The sequence below is a fragment of the Dechloromonas denitrificans genome (genome assembly GCF_020510685.1).
Classification (GTDB): Bacteria; Pseudomonadota; Gammaproteobacteria; order Burkholderiales; family Rhodocyclaceae; genus Azonexus; species Azonexus denitrificans_A.
On record NZ_CP075185.1, the window covers coordinates 1,213,661 to 1,234,679 of the forward strand.

20 protein-coding genes and 1 tRNA gene are annotated in these 21,019 nt (G+C 61.0%); 16 read left to right on the top strand and 5 right to left on the bottom strand.

Annotated features, from left to right (window positions below; all coding sequences use genetic code 11):
• Positions 1-106: 106 nt before the first annotated feature.
• Entirely contained in the window at positions 107-577 is a 471-nt protein-coding gene (locus tag KI611_RS05870) for a DUF1854 domain-containing protein (protein WP_226418892.1), read from the bottom strand.
• Positions 574-2,871 carry an ABC transporter ATP-binding protein gene (locus KI611_RS05875; RefSeq protein WP_226418893.1) on the bottom strand — a complete coding sequence of 766 codons (2,298 nt, stop codon included), beginning with the start codon at positions 2,869-2,871 and terminating at the stop codon, positions 574-576. Before KI611_RS05875 ends, KI611_RS05870 begins: the two co-directional genes overlap by 4 nt.
• 124 nt (positions 2,872-2,995) lie before the next feature.
• Here KI611_RS05875 and nirJ point away from each other — a divergent pair, with 124 nt between their 5' ends.
• Positions 2,996-4,135, top strand: coding sequence for a heme d1 biosynthesis radical SAM protein NirJ (nirJ, locus tag KI611_RS05880; protein WP_226418894.1), 1,140 nt, complete (start codon positions 2,996-2,998; stop codon positions 4,133-4,135).
• Positions 4,132-5,706 (top strand): cytochrome D1 domain-containing protein, encoded by a 1,575-nt coding sequence (locus tag KI611_RS05885; RefSeq protein WP_413464006.1) that lies wholly within the window; start codon positions 4,132-4,134, stop codon positions 5,704-5,706. The genes nirJ and KI611_RS05885 overlap by 4 nt, the downstream gene beginning before the upstream one ends.
• Positions 5,707-6,659: 953 nt before the next feature.
• Here the strand turns inward: KI611_RS05885 and KI611_RS05890 are convergent.
• A complete protein-coding gene (locus KI611_RS05890; RefSeq protein WP_226416314.1) occupies positions 6,660-7,385 on the bottom strand; it encodes a hypothetical protein in 726 nt (241 codons plus the stop codon).
• A gap of 468 nt (positions 7,386-7,853) precedes the next feature.
• Between KI611_RS05890 and KI611_RS05895 the strand changes: the two genes are divergently transcribed.
• The 6 genes from KI611_RS05895 (at position 7,854) to KI611_RS05920 (ending at position 11,561) form a co-directional block, all read left to right on the top strand.
• Positions 7,854-8,417: a L,D-transpeptidase family protein gene (locus KI611_RS05895; protein ID WP_226418895.1), complete on the top strand. Its 564-nt coding sequence runs from the start codon at positions 7,854-7,856 to the stop codon at positions 8,415-8,417.
• 93 nt (positions 8,418-8,510) lie between these two features.
• Entirely contained in the window at positions 8,511-9,755 is a 1,245-nt protein-coding gene (locus KI611_RS05900; protein ID WP_226418896.1) for a nucleoside recognition domain-containing protein, read from the top strand.
• Positions 9,756-9,841: 86 nt separating this feature from the next.
• Positions 9,842-9,926, top strand: a tRNA-Leu gene (locus KI611_RS05905).
• A gap of 105 nt (positions 9,927-10,031) precedes the next feature.
• On the top strand, positions 10,032-10,607 hold the full coding sequence (locus KI611_RS05910; RefSeq protein WP_226418897.1) for a pseudouridine synthase: 576 nt from the start codon (positions 10,032-10,034) through the stop codon (positions 10,605-10,607).
• Positions 10,600-11,043 carry a DUF192 domain-containing protein gene (locus KI611_RS05915; protein WP_226418898.1) on the top strand — a complete coding sequence of 148 codons (444 nt, stop codon included), beginning with the start codon at positions 10,600-10,602 and terminating at the stop codon, positions 11,041-11,043. The genes KI611_RS05910 and KI611_RS05915 overlap by 8 nt, the downstream gene beginning before the upstream one ends.
• The gene (locus KI611_RS05920; protein WP_226418899.1) at positions 11,040-11,561 is read left to right on the top strand and encodes a chorismate--pyruvate lyase family protein; all 522 of its coding nucleotides are present in this window, start codon (positions 11,040-11,042) and stop codon (positions 11,559-11,561) included. The genes KI611_RS05915 and KI611_RS05920 overlap by 4 nt, the downstream gene beginning before the upstream one ends.
• A gap of 46 nt (positions 11,562-11,607) precedes the next feature.
• Here the strand turns inward: KI611_RS05920 and KI611_RS05925 are convergent, their stop codons facing one another.
• Together KI611_RS05925 and xseA are read right to left on the bottom strand one after the other, a co-directional pair.
• Positions 11,608-12,192 carry a superoxide dismutase gene (locus KI611_RS05925; protein WP_226418900.1) on the bottom strand — a complete coding sequence of 195 codons (585 nt, stop codon included), beginning with the start codon at positions 12,190-12,192 and terminating at the stop codon, positions 11,608-11,610.
• A gap of 38 nt (positions 12,193-12,230) precedes the next feature.
• A complete protein-coding gene (gene xseA / locus KI611_RS05930; protein WP_226418901.1) occupies positions 12,231-13,583 on the bottom strand; it encodes an exodeoxyribonuclease VII large subunit in 1,353 nt (450 codons plus the stop codon).
• Positions 13,584-13,877: 294 nt separating this feature from the next.
• On the opposite strand from xseA, the gene KI611_RS05935 reads away from it, so the two are divergent.
• The 8 genes from KI611_RS05935 to KI611_RS05970 all read left to right on the top strand — a co-directional run bounded on the left by KI611_RS05935 (position 13,878) and on the right by KI611_RS05970 (position 20,962).
• Positions 13,878-14,483 carry a MotA/TolQ/ExbB proton channel family protein gene (locus KI611_RS05935; protein ID WP_226418902.1) on the top strand — a complete coding sequence of 202 codons (606 nt, stop codon included), beginning with the start codon at positions 13,878-13,880 and terminating at the stop codon, positions 14,481-14,483.
• A gap of 3 nt (positions 14,484-14,486) precedes the next feature.
• Positions 14,487-14,903: an ExbD/TolR family protein gene (locus tag KI611_RS05940; RefSeq protein ID WP_226418903.1), complete on the top strand. Its 417-nt coding sequence runs from the start codon at positions 14,487-14,489 to the stop codon at positions 14,901-14,903.
• Positions 14,903-15,913 carry a tetraacyldisaccharide 4'-kinase gene (lpxK, locus tag KI611_RS05945; protein ID WP_226418904.1) on the top strand — a complete coding sequence of 337 codons (1,011 nt, stop codon included), beginning with the start codon at positions 14,903-14,905 and terminating at the stop codon, positions 15,911-15,913. The genes KI611_RS05940 and lpxK overlap by 1 nt, the downstream gene beginning before the upstream one ends.
• Complete coding sequence (locus tag KI611_RS05950) at positions 15,894-16,070, top strand: Trm112 family protein (protein ID WP_226418905.1); 177 nt, start codon at positions 15,894-15,896, stop codon at positions 16,068-16,070. Before lpxK ends, KI611_RS05950 begins: the two co-directional genes overlap by 20 nt.
• Positions 16,070-16,843: a 3-deoxy-manno-octulosonate cytidylyltransferase gene (gene kdsB / locus KI611_RS05955; RefSeq protein WP_226418906.1), complete on the top strand. Its 774-nt coding sequence runs from the start codon at positions 16,070-16,072 to the stop codon at positions 16,841-16,843. The genes KI611_RS05950 and kdsB overlap by 1 nt, the downstream gene beginning before the upstream one ends.
• 98 nt (positions 16,844-16,941) lie before the next feature.
• Entirely contained in the window at positions 16,942-17,595 is a 654-nt protein-coding gene (gene adk / locus KI611_RS05960) for an adenylate kinase (protein WP_226418907.1), read from the top strand.
• A gap of 10 nt (positions 17,596-17,605) precedes the next feature.
• On the top strand, positions 17,606-18,865 hold the full coding sequence (locus KI611_RS05965; protein ID WP_226418908.1) for a 6-phosphofructokinase: 1,260 nt from the start codon (positions 17,606-17,608) through the stop codon (positions 18,863-18,865).
• Between the two features lie 24 nt (positions 18,866-18,889).
• Complete coding sequence (locus tag KI611_RS05970; protein WP_226418909.1) at positions 18,890-20,962, top strand: sodium-translocating pyrophosphatase; 2,073 nt, start codon at positions 18,890-18,892, stop codon at positions 20,960-20,962.
• The last annotated feature ends 57 nt before the right edge of the window (positions 20,963-21,019 follow it).

Consider the following 21,019-nt stretch of genomic DNA (forward strand, 5'->3'; position numbering starts at 1 on the left):
TCCGTCGTTGGCTGTAGTAATTGTTGGGGCAGCTGACAATTATTAACGCTTTCGTCAGCGCCCGGCTGACTGCCGGCAAAAAAATGTTGCTGTCCGGCTGGCTGCGTTAGAGAAAGCGGTCGAGCAGCTTGCGGCTGTGGCGGTCGAGCTTGCCGATGTCGCGAATCAGGAACTGGATGCCGTGCGTGTCGGCGATCATCAGCCGGGTTTGCGAAAGACGCCGGATGTCCTCCTCGCCCTTCAACACCACTGCGGCCTGACCGCGGCTGGTGACGACCTGCCAGGTGCTCGGGCAGGCGAAGCTGGAGACCTCGACGATCTGCTCGATTTCCGGCACGAATTCGCGGCTGGCCAGCTCTTCGTCGACCAGCTGGCTGAGCGCCGGCGGCAGGCTGGCGACGCTGTCGATCCAGCCGACTTCGTGGCCTTCGGCGTTGACCAGGGCAATGCCTTCGTCGGGTGCGGCAATCGGGAAGGCACGGACGGGAACAATGCCGACGTGGCGATCGCCGGTTGGGCTGGTCAGCACGAGTTGACCGTAGGCGTTGCGTTCCAGGGTGAAATCCGGCGTTGTCATTTGGTGTTTTCCTTGCTGGCCGTGTCACCGCCCCGGCGACTTTCCTGTTCGGTATCGACGTTGCGCGCCTGCGCCTGATAAAGCTTGTAGTAGTGGCCTTCGACCGCCATCAGGGCGTCGTGGTTGCCGACTTCGACGATCCGGCCGCGATCCATGACGACCAGTCGGTCGGCCTTCCTGAGCGTGGACAGGCGGTGGGCGATGGCGATGGTGGTTCGGCCGCGTACCAGGTTGTCGAGCGCCTTCTGGATTTCCTTCTCGGTTTCGGTGTCGACCGAGGAGGTCGCTTCGTCAAGGATCAGGATTTTCGGATTGATCAGCAGGGCGCGGGCGATCGAGATGCGCTGGCGCTCGCCACCGGAGAGGCCCTGGCCGCGTTCGCCGACCAGCGAATCGTAGCCGTGCGGCAGGCGCAGGATGAATTCGTGCGCGTGCGCGGCGCGCGCTGCGGCGATGATCTCGGCGCGGCTGGCATCGGGCTTGCCGTAGGCGATGTTCTCGGCAATCGTGCCGAAGAACAGGAAGGGTTCCTGCAGCACCAGGCCGATGTTCTGGCGGAATTCGGCGATCGGCACCGAGCGGACATCGACGCCGTCGATGAAAACCGCGCCTTCGGTGACGTCGTAGAAGCGGCAGATCAGGTTGACCAGCGTGCTCTTGCCGGAACCGCTGTGCCCGACGAGGCCAATCATTTCGCCCGGCTCGATGACCAGATCGACATCGCGGGTGACGGCGCGGGTGCCGTAGCGGAAGCTGGCCTTCTTCAATTCGAGGCGGCCTTCGACTTTGCCCAGATGCACCGGGTTGGTCGGCTCGGGCACGCTGGAGACGTGATCGAGGATGTCGAAAATCCGCTTGGCGCCGGCCGCCGCTTTCTGGGTGACCGAGACGATGCGGCTCATCGAATCGAGCCGGGTATAGAAGCGGCTGATGTAAGCGAGGAAAGCGGTCAGCACGCCGACCGTGATGTCGCCCTTGGAAATCTGCCAGATGCCGAAGGCCCAGACGACGAGCAGGCCGACTTCGGTGAGCAGCGTGACAGTCGGCGAGAACAGCGACCAGGTCTTGTTCAGCCGGTCGTTGATCGCCAGGTTGCGGCCGTTGGCTTCACGGAAGCGCTCGGCTTCGCGCTTTTCCTGGGCGAAGGCCTTGACGACGCGAATGCCGGGAATGGTGTCAGCCAGCACATTGGTCACTTCGGCCCAGACGCGGTCGACCTTCTCGAAGCCGGTGCGCAGCTTGTCGCGTACGTAATGGATCATGTAGGCAATGAAGGGCAGCGGCACCAGCGTGACCAGCGCGAGCCACGGATTGATCGAGAACAGGATGCCGGCGGTCATCACGATCATCAGCACGTCGGTGGCGAAATCGAGCAGGTGCAGCGACAGGAAGACATTGATCCGGTCGGTTTCGGTGCCGATGCGCGCCATCAGGTCGCCGGTCCGCTTGCCGCCGAAATATTCGAGCGACAGGTTGAGCAAGTGTTCGTAGGTCGTCGTCCGCAGATCGCGGCCGATGCGCTCGGAAACCAGCGCCAGGATGTAGGTGCGCAGCCAGCCGAGCAGCCAGGCGAAGAAGGCTGCGCCGAACAGGCCGCCGAGGTAAAGGCTGACCAGATCCCAGTCGATCGGCTGGCCGTTCTGGAAGGGAATCAGCACCTTGTCCATCAGCGGCATGGTCAGGTAGGGGGCGACCAGGGTGGCGGCGGTGGATAGCAGGGTCAGCGAGAAGCCGGCGAGCAGCTTCCATTTATAGGGACGGGCGAAGCGCCACAGGCGGAACAGCGTCCAGGTCGACGGCGGCGTCGAGATTTCGCGGGTGCAGATCGGGCATTCGTCCTGCCCGGGTTCGAGCGGCGCCTTGCACTTCGGGCAAAAATCGTCGCTCAGGCGGACGATCGGTTGGCCGCTGACGAGACTTTTTACGTGCAGGTCGAATTCGGTGATGATGCGCAGGGCCGCGAGGTTGTGGCCGAGCGTGTAGCGCCAGCAGGCGAGGCGACCCTGCTCGTCGACCAGTTCCAGCGTGCCGACGCCGGCGTGATCGAGATGATTGAGATGAAGGCCGGCGCGTAGCGGCCAGCTCAGCCAGGCGCTGCCATCGGTGGCGCGGGCGAGCAGGCGGCGGTCGGTGACGGCGACCAGGCCGCTGGCAAAGTGCAAACGGCTGTCGAGGTCGATTTCAAGCCAGGCCTGCAGTGTTTCGCCGTCCTGCAATTGGCCGTTGAGCTGTCCGGACCAGGTAGTCGGTAGCGTCGGTTCGCTAGCGATGGTGTTCGAGGCGTTGAGGGTCATTGAAAGAGTATATCGCAAGGGCCGGGTGCCTCTGTAACGCCTGAATTTTTCGGCGGTTGACGCGCATCAAGGAGTTGGCCGGCAGCCTGCCGTTGAATACAGCACGTCCAAAAGGAAGAAATCCATGTTCCGCATCTCCCAGTACATGCAGGAAATTGCCGATCCGACGCCGCTCGGTCCGAAGCGCAATCCGCCCGGCCCGGTTGTGATCTGGAACCTGATCCGGCGCTGCAACCTGACCTGCAAGCATTGTTATTCGATTTCGGCCGACACCAACTTTCCCGGCGAGCTGACCACCGATCAGGTTTTCACGGTGATGGACGACCTCAAGGCATTCCACGTCCCGGTGCTCATCCTCTCCGGCGGCGAGCCTTTGCTGCGGCCGGATATCTTCGATATCGCCAAACGGGCCAAGGCCAAGGGTTTTTACGTTGGCTTGTCGTCGAACGGCACGTTGATCGACGAAAGCAATATTGCCCGGATTGCCGAATGCGACTTCAACTACGTCGGGGTATCGCTCGACGGCATCGGCGCGACGCACGACAAGTTCCGCCGTCTGGACGGCGCCTTTGCCGCCTCGCTGAAGGGCATCCGGCTGTGCCGCGACCTCGGCCTGAAAATCGGCGTCCGCTACACGATGACCCAGGACAACGCGCACGACCTGCCGGGCCTGCTCAGGCTGGTCGAGGACGAGGGCATCGACCGCTTCTATTTCTCGCATCTGAATTACGCCGGGCGCGGCAACAAGAACCGCAAGGACGACGCGCAACACCAGCTGACGCGGCAGGCGATGGACCTGTTGTTCGATACCTGCTGGGACTACCAGCAGCGCGGGCTGAACAAGGAATTCACCACCGGCAACAACGACGCCGACGGCGTCTATTTCCTGCACTGGGTACGCCGGCGTTTTCCGGAGCAGGCGGCGCATGTTGAGGCCAAGCTGCGCCAGTGGGGCGGCAACTCATCGGGCGTCAATGTCGCCAATATCGACAACCTCGGCAACGTGCATCCGGACACCATGTGGTGGCACCACAATCTGGGCAACGTCAAGGAGCGACCGTTCTCGCAGATCTGGCCGGACACCTCGGATCCGCTGATGGCCGGCCTCAAGCAGCACCCGCGGGCGGTCAAGGGACGCTGTGGCGAATGCGCCTATCGGCAGATCTGCAACGGCAACACCCGGGTGCGGGCGCAACAAATGACCGGTGATGCCTGGGCGGAAGACCCGGGCTGCTACCTGGCCGATGAGGAAATTGCATCATGAACTGGAAGATCCTGATTCCAGCCGGCTTTGCCGTCTATTTCCTGTTCGGCATGGCACAGCTGGCGGAAGCGGCCGATGCCCCGGCCAATTTCAAACAGCATTGTGCTTCCTGTCATGGCGCCGACCGTCTGGGCGGCATCGGCCCGGCCCTGCTGCCCGAAAACCTCGGCCGCCTGCGCAAACCGGAGGCCGAGAAAGTCATTCGTGACGGCCGCCCGGCGACCCAGATGCTGGGCGTTGGCGACAAGCTGTCGGCCGACGAAATCAAGGCGCTGGTCGATTACGCCTATGCGCCGATCAAGCCGATGCCGGCCTGGGGCGAGAAGGAAATCACCGCCTCGCGGATCGTCAATCACGCACCGGGCAGCCTGCCGGACAAGCCGCAATTCACGGCCGATCCGCTCAACCTGTTTGTCGTCGTCGAAACCGGCGATCACCACGTATCCATTCTCGACGGCGACAAGCTCGAACCGATCCATCGCTTCCAGTCGCGCTTCGCCCTGCACGGCGGGCCGAAATTCACGCCGGACGGGCGCTACGTCTTCTTCGCCTCGCGCGATGGCTGGATCACCAAGTTCGACCTGTGGAACCTCAAGGTCATCGCCGAAGTGCGGGCCGGCATCAATACCCGCAACGCGGCCGTGTCCGGCGACGGCAAGTGGGTGGCGGTGGCCAACTACCTGCCGCACAGCCTGGTCATCCTCGATGCCGACCTCAATCTGAAGAAAATCCTGCCGGTCGCCGACAAGGACGGCAAGGTGAGCTCACGGGTTTCCGCCGTCTACGATGCGGCGCCGCGCCAGAGCTTCGTTGCCGCGTTAAAGGACGTGAAAGAGGTGTGGGAGGTCTCCTACAACCCGAAGGCGGATGACATTCCGGCCGGCATGATCCATGACTTCAAGTACCGCGAAGGCGCCTTCATTCCCGGCTTTCTGAATCCGCAACGCACGCAGCTCGACGATTACCTCGACGACTTCTACTTCACGCAGGGCTACGACGAAGTGATGGGCGCCTCGCGCAACGACGCCAAGAGCGCTGTCAGCGGCCAGGTAGTCAATCTCGATGCGCGCAAGAAAATCGCCGACCTCGAACTGCCCGGCATGCCGCACCTCGGTTCAGGCATCAGCTGGACCTGGCAGGGCCGGACGGTAATGGCGACGCCGAATCTCAACGAGGGCCTGATCAGCATCATCGACATGCAGACCTGGCAGACCATCAAGCAGATCAAGACGCGCGGCCCCGGCTTCTTCATGCGCAGCCACGAAAACAGCCGCTATGCCTGGACCGATTCGATGATGAGCAAGGAGTTCAAGGACACCATGCAGATCATCGACAAGGAAAAACTCGAAATCGTCGCCGAACTCAAGCCCGAGCCGGGCAAGACCTTCGCCCACGTCGAATTCACCCGCGACGGCAAATACGTGCTGGCCAGCCTGTGGGAAAACGACGGCGCGCTGATCATCTACGACGCCGCGACGCTGAAGGAAGTGAAGCGCTTGCCGATGAACAAGCCGGTCGGCAAGTACAACGTGTGGAACAAGATCAGCAAGTCGGAGGGGACGAGTCACTGATGAAGGATGATCGGCGGCGGCCTGAGCTTGTTGCGGCCGCGGGCGGTCAGATAGTTATTTGGGTGACGGTTCTGTGCCCTTTGCTGTCGTAGCCAGATTTGGAAGCGGACGTTCAGGAACGTGAAGTTGAGGTGCCTGCGCGGCTTCTCGCGCAGGTCGCCTCGAACGTAGTGTTAGATGCTTTTACTTCCATAGCGCTGCTATCCCAGCCGCCACTGCTGCAACAGCTCCACTCCCAAGTACGGGAACAATGACGTATCTAAACCACCACTTGGCGCCTGAGTTCTCATCGCCCTGCGGCTGCGCTTTGTATGTCGGTTGGTGTTGTCGTTTGCAAATGTCTGCGAGACATTTTCGATAGACAGAAAGTATTTGGCCGTTCGCCTTTTGATAAGCAGACCAAAAGTTAATAGATGGCGGAACACTGATTGCACAGGAGATAAATAGGCCGACATCCGAGTGTTCGATATCACTTTGAATGGCCCCCTCAACTTGTTGATTGAGTGCTTCGCAGTAACTCTCGGCAAAGTGGGGAAGACTTACAGGTAGGTGCCAGTCCGGATAGTCAAAGCAGAGAACGATGACGAGTTCCGACCGGTCGTCGACCTTCCTGATCTTGGCAAAATTAACGTGCCGAAATTCAGACCTTGGATTGACTATAGTTATTGAAATGCCATTTGGTAAATCAGTTGGGCGCGTGTCTCTAAAGTCATGAATGAAAAGATGCTCGCAGATGTTGTCGCGCTCATCTGAAGTCCCGTCTGCTAAATACCTGTATTTCCCATCAAAAGGTGGGTCGCAGTAACAACACGACAGCACTCGACCTCCTACCCGAAATGTGGATTGGTCAATTAGCTGAAAGGTCGATGAAGGGTCGGTAAGCATCTAACGTGGAAGTGAACGGCCTGCGCGGCTTTTCGCGCAGGTCGCCTCGAGCGCAGGGTTATGCATATTCATTGATAGGCGCGGCGTACCGATTCAAAGTCAAAGTCCTGAGCCTCACCTGAGTAGTACCCTGTGTAACCAAGTTGAAGAACGCCGAGTAGCCCGGCATATGCATCCGGTGCTGATTCGCCGGACTCTTGGGCAAACTCTCTTGCCTGATTTCTTGCCCACGTTTGCCATGCAGCAGTGCCGACGTTTTTTCCAGGTGGAAGGATGCCATATGCTTTACAAAAGCCTAGCCACGACATGTGAATCGCTCCATGTAATGATTTTTTGCGCTCGGCTTGGTAAAAGTTTCTTTCAAACCCAGCACCATACGCTGCATTAACATTTCTTCTGATGAGATGAAGACGGACGAAATAGCTGTCTCCCTTTGAAAATCGGAATCGTGGTTCAAGGTGGTCGACATGGACATTCTCACCCAATATTGAATTGAACTCTGGGTAGCAAACGCACAAATAGGAAGCGAATGCTTTTCGATAGCCTCGGTAGTCCCAACGTGCCCAGCACTCTGGATCAAAGTTGCCGCCCTTTCTTACGACGCAGGCGCTTGATGGCAAACACCCCGGCAACTGCTCTACAGTCCAACCCCAAAAACGCTGCATGTCTTTCAGCTTTTCTGGCGAGGCTGCAACCAAGGACAGGCCAGACTTGGAGAAGTCGCGCAGCAATGCACGGTTTTGTCTCGCAAGGAAACCTTCAACCGAAAATCCGAGGTCAGTTTGAATAGGCATAACAGCTATTCAGGCGCAGAAACGTCAGCGTTATTGCTGATAATAGGGACACGATTGAATCGCCTGTAAGCTTGTGAATGACAAAGAGATTATCTGATGCCGGTCTCCTTATCAATCAACAATCATACGGACCAGCCAATGTCCGTTATGCGGCGCTTTCTTGAGGGACCGGTTGTGGCCGGTTTGCGACGTCGCTCAAGAATAGTCAGAATGGGCTCCTAATACTTGAGATTGGCGCATCCCTTGGATCATTGGCGGATACTCAGCCAAATTGCGGCTTGTCCAATCACCTCAATTTATAGTGATCTTCTGTCTTCTATGATGGATTCATCTTCAAAATCCGCGCTGCCATCGAATCAGCTATTGCTATGTGTTGGAGCTGATTGGAATGGAACGTGCGCTCGGCTTCTGCGCTTCGCGCGTTCTGGTTCTGCCGACGACTGGCAGCCTGTCGGGCCGCCGGTTGCCGTGGCGCTCGGGCGTGCCGGGCTGGCCTGGGGGCGGGGGCTGCATTCCCGGCAGGTCATTGAGGGAGAGCGCCAGAAGCGCGAAGGCGACGGCTGCGCGCCGGCCGGTATTTTCGCGATCGCCGCGTTGTTCGGTGATGCCGCGCCGGACAGCGCTTTCGCCAGCGTCGCCAAGCTGCCTTACCGGCAGGCGACGCCCGATCTCAAGGCCATCGACGACCCGGCCTCTGCTTACTACAACCAGATCGTCGATCAGTCATCAGTAGCTCAGCCCGACTGGGCTTCCGGCGAGGACATGCTGCGTAGCGACCAGCGTTATGTCGTGGGGGCTGTGGTGGCGCATAACAGCGCGCCGTCGGTGCCGGGCGCCGGGTCGTGTATTTTCCTGCATGTTTGGGAGTCCGAAGGTGTGCCGACGGCCGGGTGTACGGCGATGTCGCTGGCCGACATGACGGCGATTGCCGGTTGGCTGGACGGTGCGGCGGCGCCGCTGCTGGTGCAGTTGCCGCAAGCCGAGTACGAGCGCTGGCGCGAGGCCTGGGGATTGCCGCAGTTCGTGTCATAGGGCCGAGCCTCGAACCGCGCCAGGGCGGCGCGGTGACAGCCTCTGGCTAGCCGGCTAGACTGGCGGCCTTTCAACCTTCCCGCCGGTCCGCCAGTGCTCAATCGAATCTGGGTCGCTTTCATCCTCGTCGGCTTTGTTGCGGCGGTGGTCCAGTTGCTGCAAGGCGATCTGGAAATCTTCACGCGTGTGCTGACCGGGTTGTTCGATACGGCGAAGACCGGTTTCGATATTTCGCTCGGGCTGGTCGGCGTGATGAGCCTGTGGCTGGGGGTGATGAAGATCGGCGAACGGGGCGGGCTGATCCAGCTTTTCGGTCGGGCGCTGGGGCCGTTCTTTCGCCGCGTCTTTCCCGATATCCCGGCCGGCCATCCGGCCAGTGGCAGCATCGTGATGAATGTCAGCGCCAATATCCTCGGCCTCGACAACGCGGCGACGCCGCTTGGCCTGAAGGCGATGCGCGAGTTGCAGGAGATCAATCCGCACAAGGACACGGCGAGCAACCCGATGATCATGTTCCTGGTCCTCAACACGGCCGGCATCACGCTGATTCCGACCTCGGTGATCGCCATCCGCCAGAGCATCGCGTTGAAGCAGGGGCTGGTCGGCTTCAACGCCGCCGACATTTTTTTGCCGACCCTGCTCGGCACCTTCGTCTCGTTCTGCGCCGGGCTGGTGGCGGTCGCCATCTGGCAGCGCATCAACTTGTTCTGCCGGCCGGTGCTGGCCTTCTTCGCCGGCTTTGTCGGGTTGATGGGCGGGCTGTACTGGTGGCTGGGCAGTCTGCCGCCGGAGCAGATGGCGCAGATGATCGGCCTGCTTGGTAGCGGCCTGATCGTCTCGATCATCGTGCTGTTCGTTGTCGTCGCGGCCTGGCGCGGCATCGATGCCTACGAGAGTTTTGTCGAGGGCGCCAAGGAGGGCTTCGGCGTCGCGGTGCAGATCATTCCCTACCTGATCGCCATGCTGGTGGCGATTTCGGTTTTTCGTACCACCGGCTGCATGGATTACGTCATCGAGGCCATCCGCCGCGCCGTGTTGGCGGTCGGCCTGAACGACGATTTCGTGCCGGCGCTGCCGGTCGGCCTGATGAAGACGCTGAGCGGCAGCGGCGCGCGCGGCCTGATGGTCGATGTGATGACGACCTACGGCGTCGATTCCTTCCAGGGCAAGCTGGCGGCGATCATCCAGGGTTCGACGGAAACGACCTTCTACGTACTGGCCGTCTATTTCGGCAGCGTCAATATCACCAAGACCCGCTATGCCCTGGCCTGTGGCCTGATTGCCGACGCCGTCGGGCTGGTCGGGGCGATTCTCATCGGTTACGCCTTCTATCATTGAAGGGGGCTTAACGGGAGGCCAATTCCCCGTTACAATCGCGCCCCTTCGTCGACGTATGAAGCAAGTCAGCATCTCCGGATGCAGCAGCCTTGGTGGTGAAATTGGTAGACACGCTATCTTGAGGGGGTAGTGGCGCAAGCTGTGCGAGTTCGAGTCTCGCCCAAGGCACCAAATGCTTTACGTCTCAGGCCGACCGGCCCTTTTGTCCGGATTCCTTCGGTAACCGTGAAAATCGGCGAAAATTGCAGTCCCCTTAGCCCGAGAAGCCCTGCAGCCGTGTCTTCCATCGTCTTGTTCAACAAGCCCTACGGCGTTCTCAGCCAGTTCACGCCGGAAGGCAAGTGGCGGGCGCTGGACGCGTTCATTCCGGTCAAGGATGTGTACGTGGCCGGCCGGCTCGATGCCGACAGCGAAGGGCTGTTAATCCTGACCGACGACGGCAAGCTGCAGGCCAAGATCGCCGACCCGAAACACAAGCTGGAAAAGACCTATTGGGTGCAAGTCGAGGGTGTGCCGGACGAGGCGGCGCTGGACCGGCTGCGGGCCGGCATCAAACTCTCGGATTTCACCGCGCGGCCGGCCAGGGTCCGGCTGATCGACGAGCCGGCCGGGTTGTGGCCGCGCGATTCGCCGATCCGCTTTCGCGCGGCGATCCCGACTTCGTGGCTGGAAATCCGCATCAGCGAAGGCAAGAATCGCCAGGTCAGGCGGATGACAGCAGCCATCGGTTATCCTACGCTGCGTCTAATACGGGCTGCCATCGGGGCGGCGACGCTGGACGGTCTGGCGCTCGGTGAATGGCGACAGATCGACGGCAGTTACCAGGATTTGCAAGGAAAATTCAATGAATAAAATCGTCTTGGCAGCGCTTTGCGGCCTAACGTTCAGTGCTGCCGGCTGGGGACAGAATGCCATGCCGGTGATGGAACTGAGTGCCGGCCTTCACCGCATCGAGGCCGAAGTGGCGGCGAGCGACCAGAACCGCCAGATCGGCCTGATGAATCGCGCGGCGATGGCGCCGCAGCGCGGCATGCTCTTCGTCTTCCCGCAGGAAAACACCCATTGCATGTGGATGCGCAACACGCTGATCCCGCTTTCAGTGGCCTTCCTTGATGCCGAGGGCACCATCATCAATATCGAGAACATGCAGCCGCAGACCGAGAATAACCATTGCGCCAAGGTGCCGGCCCGTTATGCGCTGGAAATGAATCTCGGCTGGTTCGCCCAGCGCGGCATCAAGCCCGGCGCCAAGTTGAAGGGGATCGACAAGGCGCCGCGTCCGCAGTGAGTCGGCGCAGCGGCTGGTATCGACGCTTTCGTGGTGCCGCCCCGGAACCCCGCCTGCGTTCCTGGCTGACCGAGCCCGGTTCGCTGACCGCCCGCTGTCAGCGCCAGTGTGCCGATTTTCGGGTGCGCCTGCTGGCCCAGGGCAAGGGCGCGGCGCTGGCCGACGAGGCGGGCGGCCCGGCGTTGGTGCGGGTACGCGAAGTGGTTCTCGAATGCGACGGCGTCCCGGTGATTTTTGCCCATACCACGCTGTCTGCCGCCGCCAATGGCCGCCTGACCCGCTGGCTGTCCCGTCTTGGCACGCGTTCGCTCGGTTCGCTGCTGTTTTTCTTTCCCGGCTTTCACCGCGGGGGCATCGAGTATCGGCGCTTGGACCGGCGTCATCCGCTCTATCGGCGGGCCGCCATGCTCGGGGCATTCGGCGAGTATCTCTGGGCACGCCGCTCAGCGCACCGTCTCGGCGGGCAGCAGGTGCTGGTCACCGAAGTCTTTCTGCCGGAAATCCTTCGCCTGAAATGAAAAAACCCTCGCCGCGGCGAGGGTTTTGTCTTTTAGCTGAGCCGAATCAGGCGAAATTGGCTTCCGCGAACGACCAGTTGACCAGGTTGTTCAGGAAGGTTTCGACAAACTTCGGACGGGCATTGCGGTAATCGATGTAGTAGGCGTGTTCCCATACATCGACGCAGAGCAGAGCCTTGTCGCCGGTGGTCAGCGGGGTGCCGGCGGCGCCCATGTTGACGATGTCGACGGAACCGTCGGCCTTCTTGACCAGCCAGGTCCAGCCGGAACCGAAGTTGCCGACGGCCGAGGTCTGGAAGGCGGTCTTGAAGGCATCCAGCGAACCCCATTTGGCGTTGATTGCCGCGGCCAGCGCACCGGCCGGAGCGCCGCCGCCGTTCGGCTTCAGGCAGTTCCAGAAGAAGGTGTGGTTCCAGACCTGCGCTGCGTTGTTGTACACGCCGCCGGCCGGGGCCTTCTTGACGATGGCTTCGAGATCGAGATTTTCGTACTCGCTGCCCTTGATCAGGTTGTTCAGGTTGGTGACGTAGGCCTGGTGGTGCTTGGCGTAGTGGTAATCAAAGGTCTCGGCCGACATGTGCGGGGCGAGGGCATCTTTGGCGAACGGCAGTTGGGGTAGTTGGTGTTCCATTTATTTTCTCCGTTGTATTGAGGGGTAAATCGAAAATTCTAGTCAGCTTCGGGCGGTGCGACAACTTTATCGACGACGACGCTGGCCGCTCCCCGGGCAAAGCTCAGGCGGAGCGTTTCACCGGGAGTCAGTGCAGCCGCGTCGCGAACGGCGCGCCCGTTCCGGTCAATGGCCAGAGCATAACCCCGAGCGAGTACCGCGCTCGGGTCAAGTTGGCTCAGACCACTGGCTAGCGAATTAAGTTTCGCCGCCTGCTGGGAAATTTGCCAGTGGGTCAGATGATTCAAGCGGTAGTGCAGGTGCGTCAGGTGTTCGCCCTGCGTGCGCGGCTGCGGCCGGGCGGCGTTGAGGCGTTGCCGGAAAATGTTCAGGCGCAGCTGGCCGGCTTCGCTCCGGTAGCTCAGCGCGTGGTGCAGGCGACGGGCCAGCGCCTGAACGTCGAGCTTGCGCTGGGCGATCCGCTCGGCCGGGTGCAGCAGCCGGGTGGCGAGCCAGTCGAGATGCTGCTGGCGTTCGGCCAAAGAGCGCTCGATGCGCCGGGCTAACTGGTTTTGCAGCCCGTCCAGCCGGGCGAGCAGGGCGTCGCGATCGGGGCTGAGCAGTTCGGCGGCGGCGGTCGGGGTCGGGGCGCGCAGGTCGGCGGCAAAGTCGGCGATGGTGAAATCGGTTTCGTGCCCGACACCGGCAACGACCGGGATGGCCGAGGCGCGAATGGCGCGGGCGACGCACTCCTCGTTGAAGGCCCAGAGGTCTTCGATGCTGCCGCCGCCGCGACAGAGGATGATGGCGTCGCAGCTATCGGTGTTGGCCAGGGCCAGGGCCGCCGCAATTTTTTCGCCGGCCCCTTCGCCCTGAACCGTGCAAGGGAAAAGCGTGATGCGCAGATGCGGCGCCCGGCGGCGGAGCGTGGTCAGGACATCGCGCAGCGCCGCGGCTTGCAGGCTGGTGACGATGGCCAGGTGGCGTGGAAAGCTGGGGAGCGGCCGTTTGTTTTCCACGGCAAACAGGCCTTCGCTTTCGAGTTGGGCCTTGAGACGCAGGAAGCGTTCGAACAGGTCGCCCTGGCCGGCCCGGCGAATGGCTTCGACATTCAGCTGGAATTCGCCGCGCGGCTCGTAAAACGAGACGAGGACGCGCGCTTCAATCTTCTGGCCGTTTTCCAGGCGCCAGCCGAGCAGTTGTGCCCGGCTGCGCCACATGACGCAGCGCACCTGGGCGCTGGCATCCTTCAGTGAAAAATAGACGTGGCCCGAAGCCGCGTAAGTCAGGTTGGAAATTTCGCCGCCAATCCAGGTGAGCGGAAAGGCGCTCTCCAGGCATTCGCGAACCAGACGGTTCAGGGCGGAGACGGAGAGTATGGAATTATTGACAGGTGGTGTAGGGCTGACCATCGGCCGATTGTAACCTGAAGGTCTCCTCGGTGGGCGTGGCCTTGACACGGCGATAATTTGTCAAGTTATTGATTATTAGAGATATAAACTAGTTGCCTTGTTTTTTGGCAGAGCAAGAAAAATCCTTTGCCGGGCTGGGTTTAGCGCAGTTGATGACAAGTCATTCACAGACTTATCCACAGCTTTTGGGGATAAGCGGTATACGCCCGGATTTTGCTGCGGCAAATTGTCGCTTGCCCCTGTTACTCAGGCGAGGCAAAATCCCGGGTTAAATTTCCAGCGAGGATTCCCCACGTGTTTGCAATCGTTCAGGCTGCTGGTTGGCCCATCTGGCCCCTGCTTTTGGCCTCCATCATTTCCGTTGCCCTGATTATCGAACGCCTGGTCGCCTTGCGGCGGAGCAAGGTCGTGCCGCACGGCCTGCTCCAGCGCTCGGTCGGCGAATTCAAGCGCGGCGCCAATAACGACAAGCTGCTCGAAGAACTGGAACGCCATTCGCCGCTCGGCCGCGTGCTGTCGGCCGGCTTGCGCAACGTCGGCAATTCCCGCGAGATCATGAAGGAATCGATCGAGGAGGCTGGCGCGGCGGTCGCTCACGAGTTGAGTCGTTATCTGACGACGCTCGGCACCATCGCTTCGATCAGCCCGCTGATGGGGCTTTTTGGCACGGTTGTCGGGATGATCGAGATTTTCGGTTCGCAGGCCCCGACCGGCGGTAATCCGCAGCAACTGGCACACGGCATCGCGATGGCGCTGTACAACACCGGTTTCGGTATCTTCATTGCCATTCCGAGCATGATCTTCTGGCGGCATTTCCGCGCGCTGGTCGATGGCTACGTGGTGGAGATGGAGCAGCAGGCGGTCCGTCTGGTCGAATACATGCATGGTGACCGGAAGTAAGCCATGAATTTCCAGCGTGGGCGTAGCCGGGAAGAGCCGGAAATCAATTTGATCCCGATGATCGACGTGTTGCTGGTCATCATCATTTTTCTGATGCTGACGACGACCTATTCGAAATTCTCCGGTCTGGAAATCAATCTGCCGACGGCGGACGCCAGCAAGCAGGCGGAACAGCCGAACGAGATCGATGTGGCGGTAACGGCCTCCGGCCAGATTCTCGTCAATAAGTCGCCATTGGCCGCCACCGACGTCAAGGGGATTTCCGAAGCCCTGCAGCGGGCCGCCGGGACGCGCGCCGATCCGGTGATCGTCATCAATGCCGATGCCAAGGCGACGCACCAGAGCGTGGTTGATGTGATGCAGGCGGCGCAGACCGCCGGTTACCCGCATATTTCCTTCGCCACCCAAGCGCCACGCTGATGCTGGCTGGCTGGCTGCAGCGTCAATGGTTTGAGCAACGCCGGCTTTCGCCGGCGTTGTGGCTTTTGCTGCCGCTGCTTTTGCCGCTCGCCGGGCTGTTCGTTTTTCTCGCCTGGGTGAATCGTCGGCAGGCCCGGCCGGTGCGCTTGCCGGTGCCGGTCGTCGTGGTTGGCAATATCACCGTCGGGGGCGCCGGCAAGACGCCGCTGACCATCTGGCTGGCCGGCCAGTTAAGCGCTCGCGGCTGGCGGCCGGGCATCGTCAGCCGGGGGTACGGTGCCAGCAACGCGCAAGCCCGTCCGGTGCTGAGCACTTCGTCGCCCGCCGAGGTCGGCGACGAGCCGATTCTGCTGGCCCGCCGCAGCGGCCGGCCGGTCTGGGTTGGTCGTGATCGGGTTGCGGCAGGCCAGGCCTTGCTGGCGGCGCATCCCGAAGTGAATATTGTGTTGTGCGACGATGGTCTGCAGCACTACCGGCTGGCGCGCGATGTCGAACTGGCCGTCTTCGATGGTCGGGGGGCCGGCAACGGCTGGCGTCTGCCGCTTGGGCCGTTGCGCGAATCCTTGAGCCGTCTGGCGACGGTCGACGCAGTTGTCTGCAATGGCTTGCCTGACAGCCGGATTGGCGAAGCGGTGGCGCAGTTCGCAATGCGCCTGCGGGCCGAAAACTTTTACCGGCTTGGCGATTCCCGGCAGACCTGCGGCGCCGAGTCCTTGGCCGGACGAAAGCTCTACGCCCTAGCCGGGATTGGCGACCCGGGGCGATTTTTCCGCACCCTGGCAGGCTTGGGTCTGGTTTGCGCAGAACACCCGTTTCCCGATCACCACGCCTATTCGGCTGCCGATCTGGCTTTCGCCGGTGACGGCATCCTGCTGATGACCGAGAAGGATGCAGTAAAATGCGCCGGTCTGACGGCAGGCGAAACCTGGGTTTTGCCCGTCGAGGCCGAGCTGTCGCCGGCCCTCATTGAACTTATTCTGGAGAAACTCCATGGACGCCAGGCTGCTTGATATCCTCGTCTGCCCGATTTGCAAGGGCAATCTCGAACACCGCAAAGCCGAAAAGGAACTGGTCTGCAAGCCGTGCAAACTGGCCTTCCCGATTCGCGACGACATTCCGATCATGCTCGAGGACGAGGCGAGACAACTGCCGGCGGACGGTCAGTAATGTCCGCTGTGGCCTTCAAGATCGTCATTCCGGCGCGCTACGCGTCGACCCGCTTGCCGGGCAAGCCGCTGCTCGATCTCGGCGGCAAGCCGATGATCGTCCGGGTCGCCGAGCGGGCCCGGCTTGCCGGGGCGGAAGAGATATGGGTGGCGACCGACAACCTGGAAGTGCGTGCCGCGGCCGAGGCCTGTGAAATCGCCGCGCTGATGACGCGGGCCGACCATCCGACCGGTACCGATCGTCTGGCCGAAGTGGTCGAACAGCGTGGCTGGAGTGGCGAGACCATCGTCGTCAATGTGCAGGGCGATGAGCCGCTGATCGATCCGGAAATCATCATCCAGACGGCCCGGCAACTGGCGACCAGTGGCGCCGACATCGCGACGGTAGCGCATCCGATCACCGAGGCCGGCGATTTCTTCAATCCGAACGTCGTCAAGGTGGTTTGTCGCGCCGATGGCGATGCCGCTTACTTTTCGCGGGCGCCGATTCCCTATGCCCGCGATCACTTCGCCCGCGAAAATGGCGGCGAGACCTTGCCGGCCGGTTTTCCGGCCTATCGCCACGTCGGGCTTTATGCCTATCGGGCCAGCTTTTTGAAGGCTTATGCCGGATTGAGCGTAGCGCCGACCGAGCAGTTCGAATCGCTCGAGCAATTGCGGGCGCTTTGGCATGGCTACCGGATCAGTGTCGCGCTGATCGACGCGGCGCCGGCAGCGGGGGTCGATACCCCCGAAGATGCTGAGCGGATGCGCAAACTGTTTGACCGAGTTTGAAATAGCGAGTAATTTTTCTCTTTTAGAGAACGGCTGCCAACAAGGCTTTTCGAAGCCGATAATAATATTTTTCGATAGTTAAATCCGAGGGACTGTTAATGAAATTGATTCTGTTGGGCGCACCCGGCGCCGGCAAGGGTACGCAAGCCACATTCATCTCTAAAGAATTCGGCATCCCGCAAATTTCCACAGGCGATATGCTGCGCGCTCAGGTCAAGGCCGGTACGCCGCTTGGTCTGGAAGCGAAGAAACACATGGACGCCGGCGGCCTGGTGCCCGATGCCGTGATCATCGGGATGGTCAAGGACCGCCTGACCCAGGACGACTGCAAGAACGGTTACCTGTTCGACGGTTTTCCGCGCACCATTCCGCAAGCTCAGGCAATGAAGGATGCCGGCGTTCCGCTCGATTTCGTGCTCGAAATCGATGTGCCGGATAGCGATATCGTCGAACGCATGGCGGGGCGCCGGGCTCACCTGGCTTCCGGTCGCACCTATCACGTCAAGTTCAACCCGCCGAAGGTGGCTGGCAAGGACGATGTGACCGGTGAAGATCTGGTCCAGCGCGACGACGACAAGGAAGAAACGGTCCTCAAGCGTCTGGAAATCTACCATTCGCAGACCAAGCCGCTGGTCGATTTCTACAGCCAGTGGGCGGCCGCCGGCGATGCCAAGGCACCGAAAGTGCGCAAGGTGGCTGGCGTCGGCAGCGTCGATGGCATCACCAAGAGCGTTTTTGACGCGCTGAAATAGGAGAAGGAAAATGACGGTGAAAAACGCCTTCTACGCGCAGTCGGGGGGCGTCACCGCCGTCATCAATGCGACGGCGTGCGGCCTCATCCAGGAAGCGCGCCGCCATCCCGATAAAATCGGGAAAGTGCTGGCCGGTCGCGATGGCATCATCGGTGCGCTGACGGAAGACCTGATCGACACCAGCCTCGAATCCGACGCCGATATTGCCCGCCTGCGTTCTACGCCGGGCGGCGCCTTCGGTTCCTGCCGCTACAAACTGAAAAGCGTGGACGAGCATCGTGCCCAGTACGAACGCCTGATCGAGGTATTCAAGGCGCACGACATCGGTTACTTCTTCTACAACGGCGGCAACGATTCGATGGACACCGCCTGGAAGGTGTCGCAGATCGCCGAAAAAATGGGTTACCCGGTGGTTTGCGTCGGCGTTCCCAAGACGGTCGATAACGATCTGCCGCTGACCGATTGCTGCCCCGGTTTCGGTTCGGTCGCCAAATATGTCGCCACCTCGAGCCGCGAAGCGGGCTACGACGTGGCCTCGATGGCCCGGACTTCGACCAAGATTTTCGTCCTTGAAGTGATGGGCCGTCACGCCGGCTGGATCACCGCCGCCTGTGGATTGGCTGCCGAGAATGCCGGGGAACCGCCGCACATCCTGCTATTCCCCGAAGTGCCTTTCGATCCCGAGCGTTTCCTGGCGCGGGCGGACGAATGCGTCAAGCGCTACGGTTATTGCACCGTTGCCGTATCCGAGGGCTTGTCGGATGCCGCGGGCAAGCTGATTGCCGAGTCCGGCAGCAAGGATGCCTTCGGTCATTCGCAGCTGGGCGGCGTTGGTCAGATCGTTGCCCAACTGATCAAGGACAAGCTCGGCTACAAGTATCACTGGGCGCTGGCCGACTACCTGCAACGTTCGGCCCGCCATCTCGCTTCGCGGACCGATGTCGAGCAGGCGCATGCGCTGGGTGTGGCGGCGGTCGATCTCGCGCTGCAGGGCAAGAATGCGGTGATGGCCACCATCAAACGCCTTTCGGACAAGCCCTACCGCTGGGAAATCGGCGATGCACCGCTGAAGGATATCGCCAACGTCGAACGCAAGATGCCGGCTGAATTCATTTCGGCCGACGGTTTCCACATTACCGATGCCTGCCGCACCTATTTGCAGCCGCTGATCGAAGGCGAGGATCCGCCGCCGTATCGCAACGGGCTACCTGATTATGTTCGTCTGAAGAACGTGACCGTCACAAAAAAACTGGGTGCGTTCAAGGTTTGATTTTTTAGCCAAGGGAGGGTGAATATGTCTGAAGCGTTGTGGTTGGCGCTTGGGTGCGCCGTTTTGGCAGTACTTTATGGCTGGGTTTCCAGTCGACAGATTCTCGCGTTACCGGCCGGCAACGACCGCATGCAGGAGATCGCCAAGGCGATCCAGGAAGGCGCCGAGGCTTATCTCAGCCGACAGTACAAAACCATCGCCATGGTCGGCATTGTTCTCTTCCTGGTCATTGGCTTCGTGCCCAAGCTGGGCTGGCTGACGGCCATCGGCTTCCTGATCGGCGCCGTGCTGTCGGGGGCGGCCGGGTTCATCGGCATGAATGTTTCGGTGCGCGCCAATGTGCGGACGGCCGAAGCCGCCCGCGGTGGCATTGCGGCGGCGCTCGATGTCGCCTTCAAGGGTGGCGCGATTACCGGGATGCTGGTGGTCGGGCTCGGGCTGCTCGGCGTGGCCGGCTACTTTGTCTTCCTCAAGTCGGTTAATGCACCGGATGCCGAATTGAGTCATGTCATCGAGCCGCTGGTGGGTTTGGCCTTCGGTTCCTCGCTGATTTCCATCTTCGCCCGTTTGGGTGGTGGCATCTTTACCAAGGGCGCCGACGTCGGTGCCGACCTGGTCGGCAAGGTTGAAGCCGGTATTCCGGAAGACGACCCGCGCAATCCGGCGGTGATCGCCGACAACGTCGGCGACAACGTCGGTGACTGCGCCGGCATGGCGGCCGACCTGTTCGAAACCTACGCCGTGACCGTGGTTGCGACCATGGTCCTGGCGGCGTTGACGATTAAGGCGACGCCGGCGCTGGGTGAAAACTTGTTGCTCTATCCGCTGGCCCTGGGCGGTGTCTCGATCATCGCCTCGATCATCGGTTGCTATTTCGTCAAGGCCACCGAGGGCGGCAAGATCATGGGCGCTCTTTATCGCGGCCTGATCGTCGCCGGGGTGCTGGCGCTGGCTGCCTACTATCCGGTGACTTCCTGGCTGATCGGCGCCGGGGCGGTGCTGCCGGATGGCTCGACGATCAATACGGCAACGATGTTCGGTTGTTCTCTCGTTGGCCTGGTGCTGACTGCCGCGCTGGTCTGGATTACCGAGTACTACACCGGTACCGATTATGCGCCGGTCAAGCATGTTGCCGAAGCCTCGACCACCGGGCACGGGACCAACATCATCGCCGGTCTCGGCGTGTCGATGAAGTCGACGGCGCTGCCGGTCCTTTCGGTCTGCGCCTCGATCTACGCCGCCTATGCACTGGGCGGGCTGTTCGGTATCGCCATCGCTGCCACCTCGATGCTGTCGATGGCCGGTATCGTCGTCGCCCTCGATGCCTATGGTCCGATTACCGACAATGCCGGTGGTATCGCCGAAATGGCCGGTTTGCCCGAGGAAGTGCGCAATGTCACCGATCCGCTTGATGCGGTGGGCAACACCACCAAGGCGGTGACCAAGGGCTATGCCATCGGTTCGGCCGGTCTGGCCGCCCTGGTGCTGTTCGCCGATTACACGCATGCGCTCGGCCTGGATAAAACCACGGGTCTGCCCTTTACCTTCGACCTGTCGAACCACATGGTGATCATCGGTCTGATCATCGGCGGTCTGATTCCCTACCTATTCGGCGCGATGGCCATGGAAGCGGTTGGCCGTTCGGCTGGTGCCGTGGTTGTCGAAGTGCGCCGCCAGTTCAAGGAAATTCCCGGCATCATGGAAGGTACGGCCAAGCCGGATTATTCCAAGGCTGTCGATATGCTGACCGTGGCGGCCATCAAGGAAATGATGATTCCGTCGATTCTGCCGGTCGCCGTGCCCATCGTCGTTGGTCTGCTTCTCGGTCCGGTGGCACTGGGTGGCCTGCTGGTCGGGACCATCGTCACCGGGCTGTTCGTCGCCATTTCGATGACGACGGGCGGCGGGGCCTGGGATAACGCCAAGAAATACATCGAAGATGGACATTTCGGCGGAAAAGGCTCGGATGCACATAAAGCCGCTGTGACCGGCGACACCGTTGGCGATCCCTACAAGGATACGGCGGGGCCGGCGGTCAATCCGTTGATCAAGATCATCAACCTGGTAGCGCTCCTGATCGTGCCTTTAATGGTGTGAAATTTCACACTCCAATTGAAAAAGGCGGTTTCGACCGCCTTTTTTATTTTGATTTCT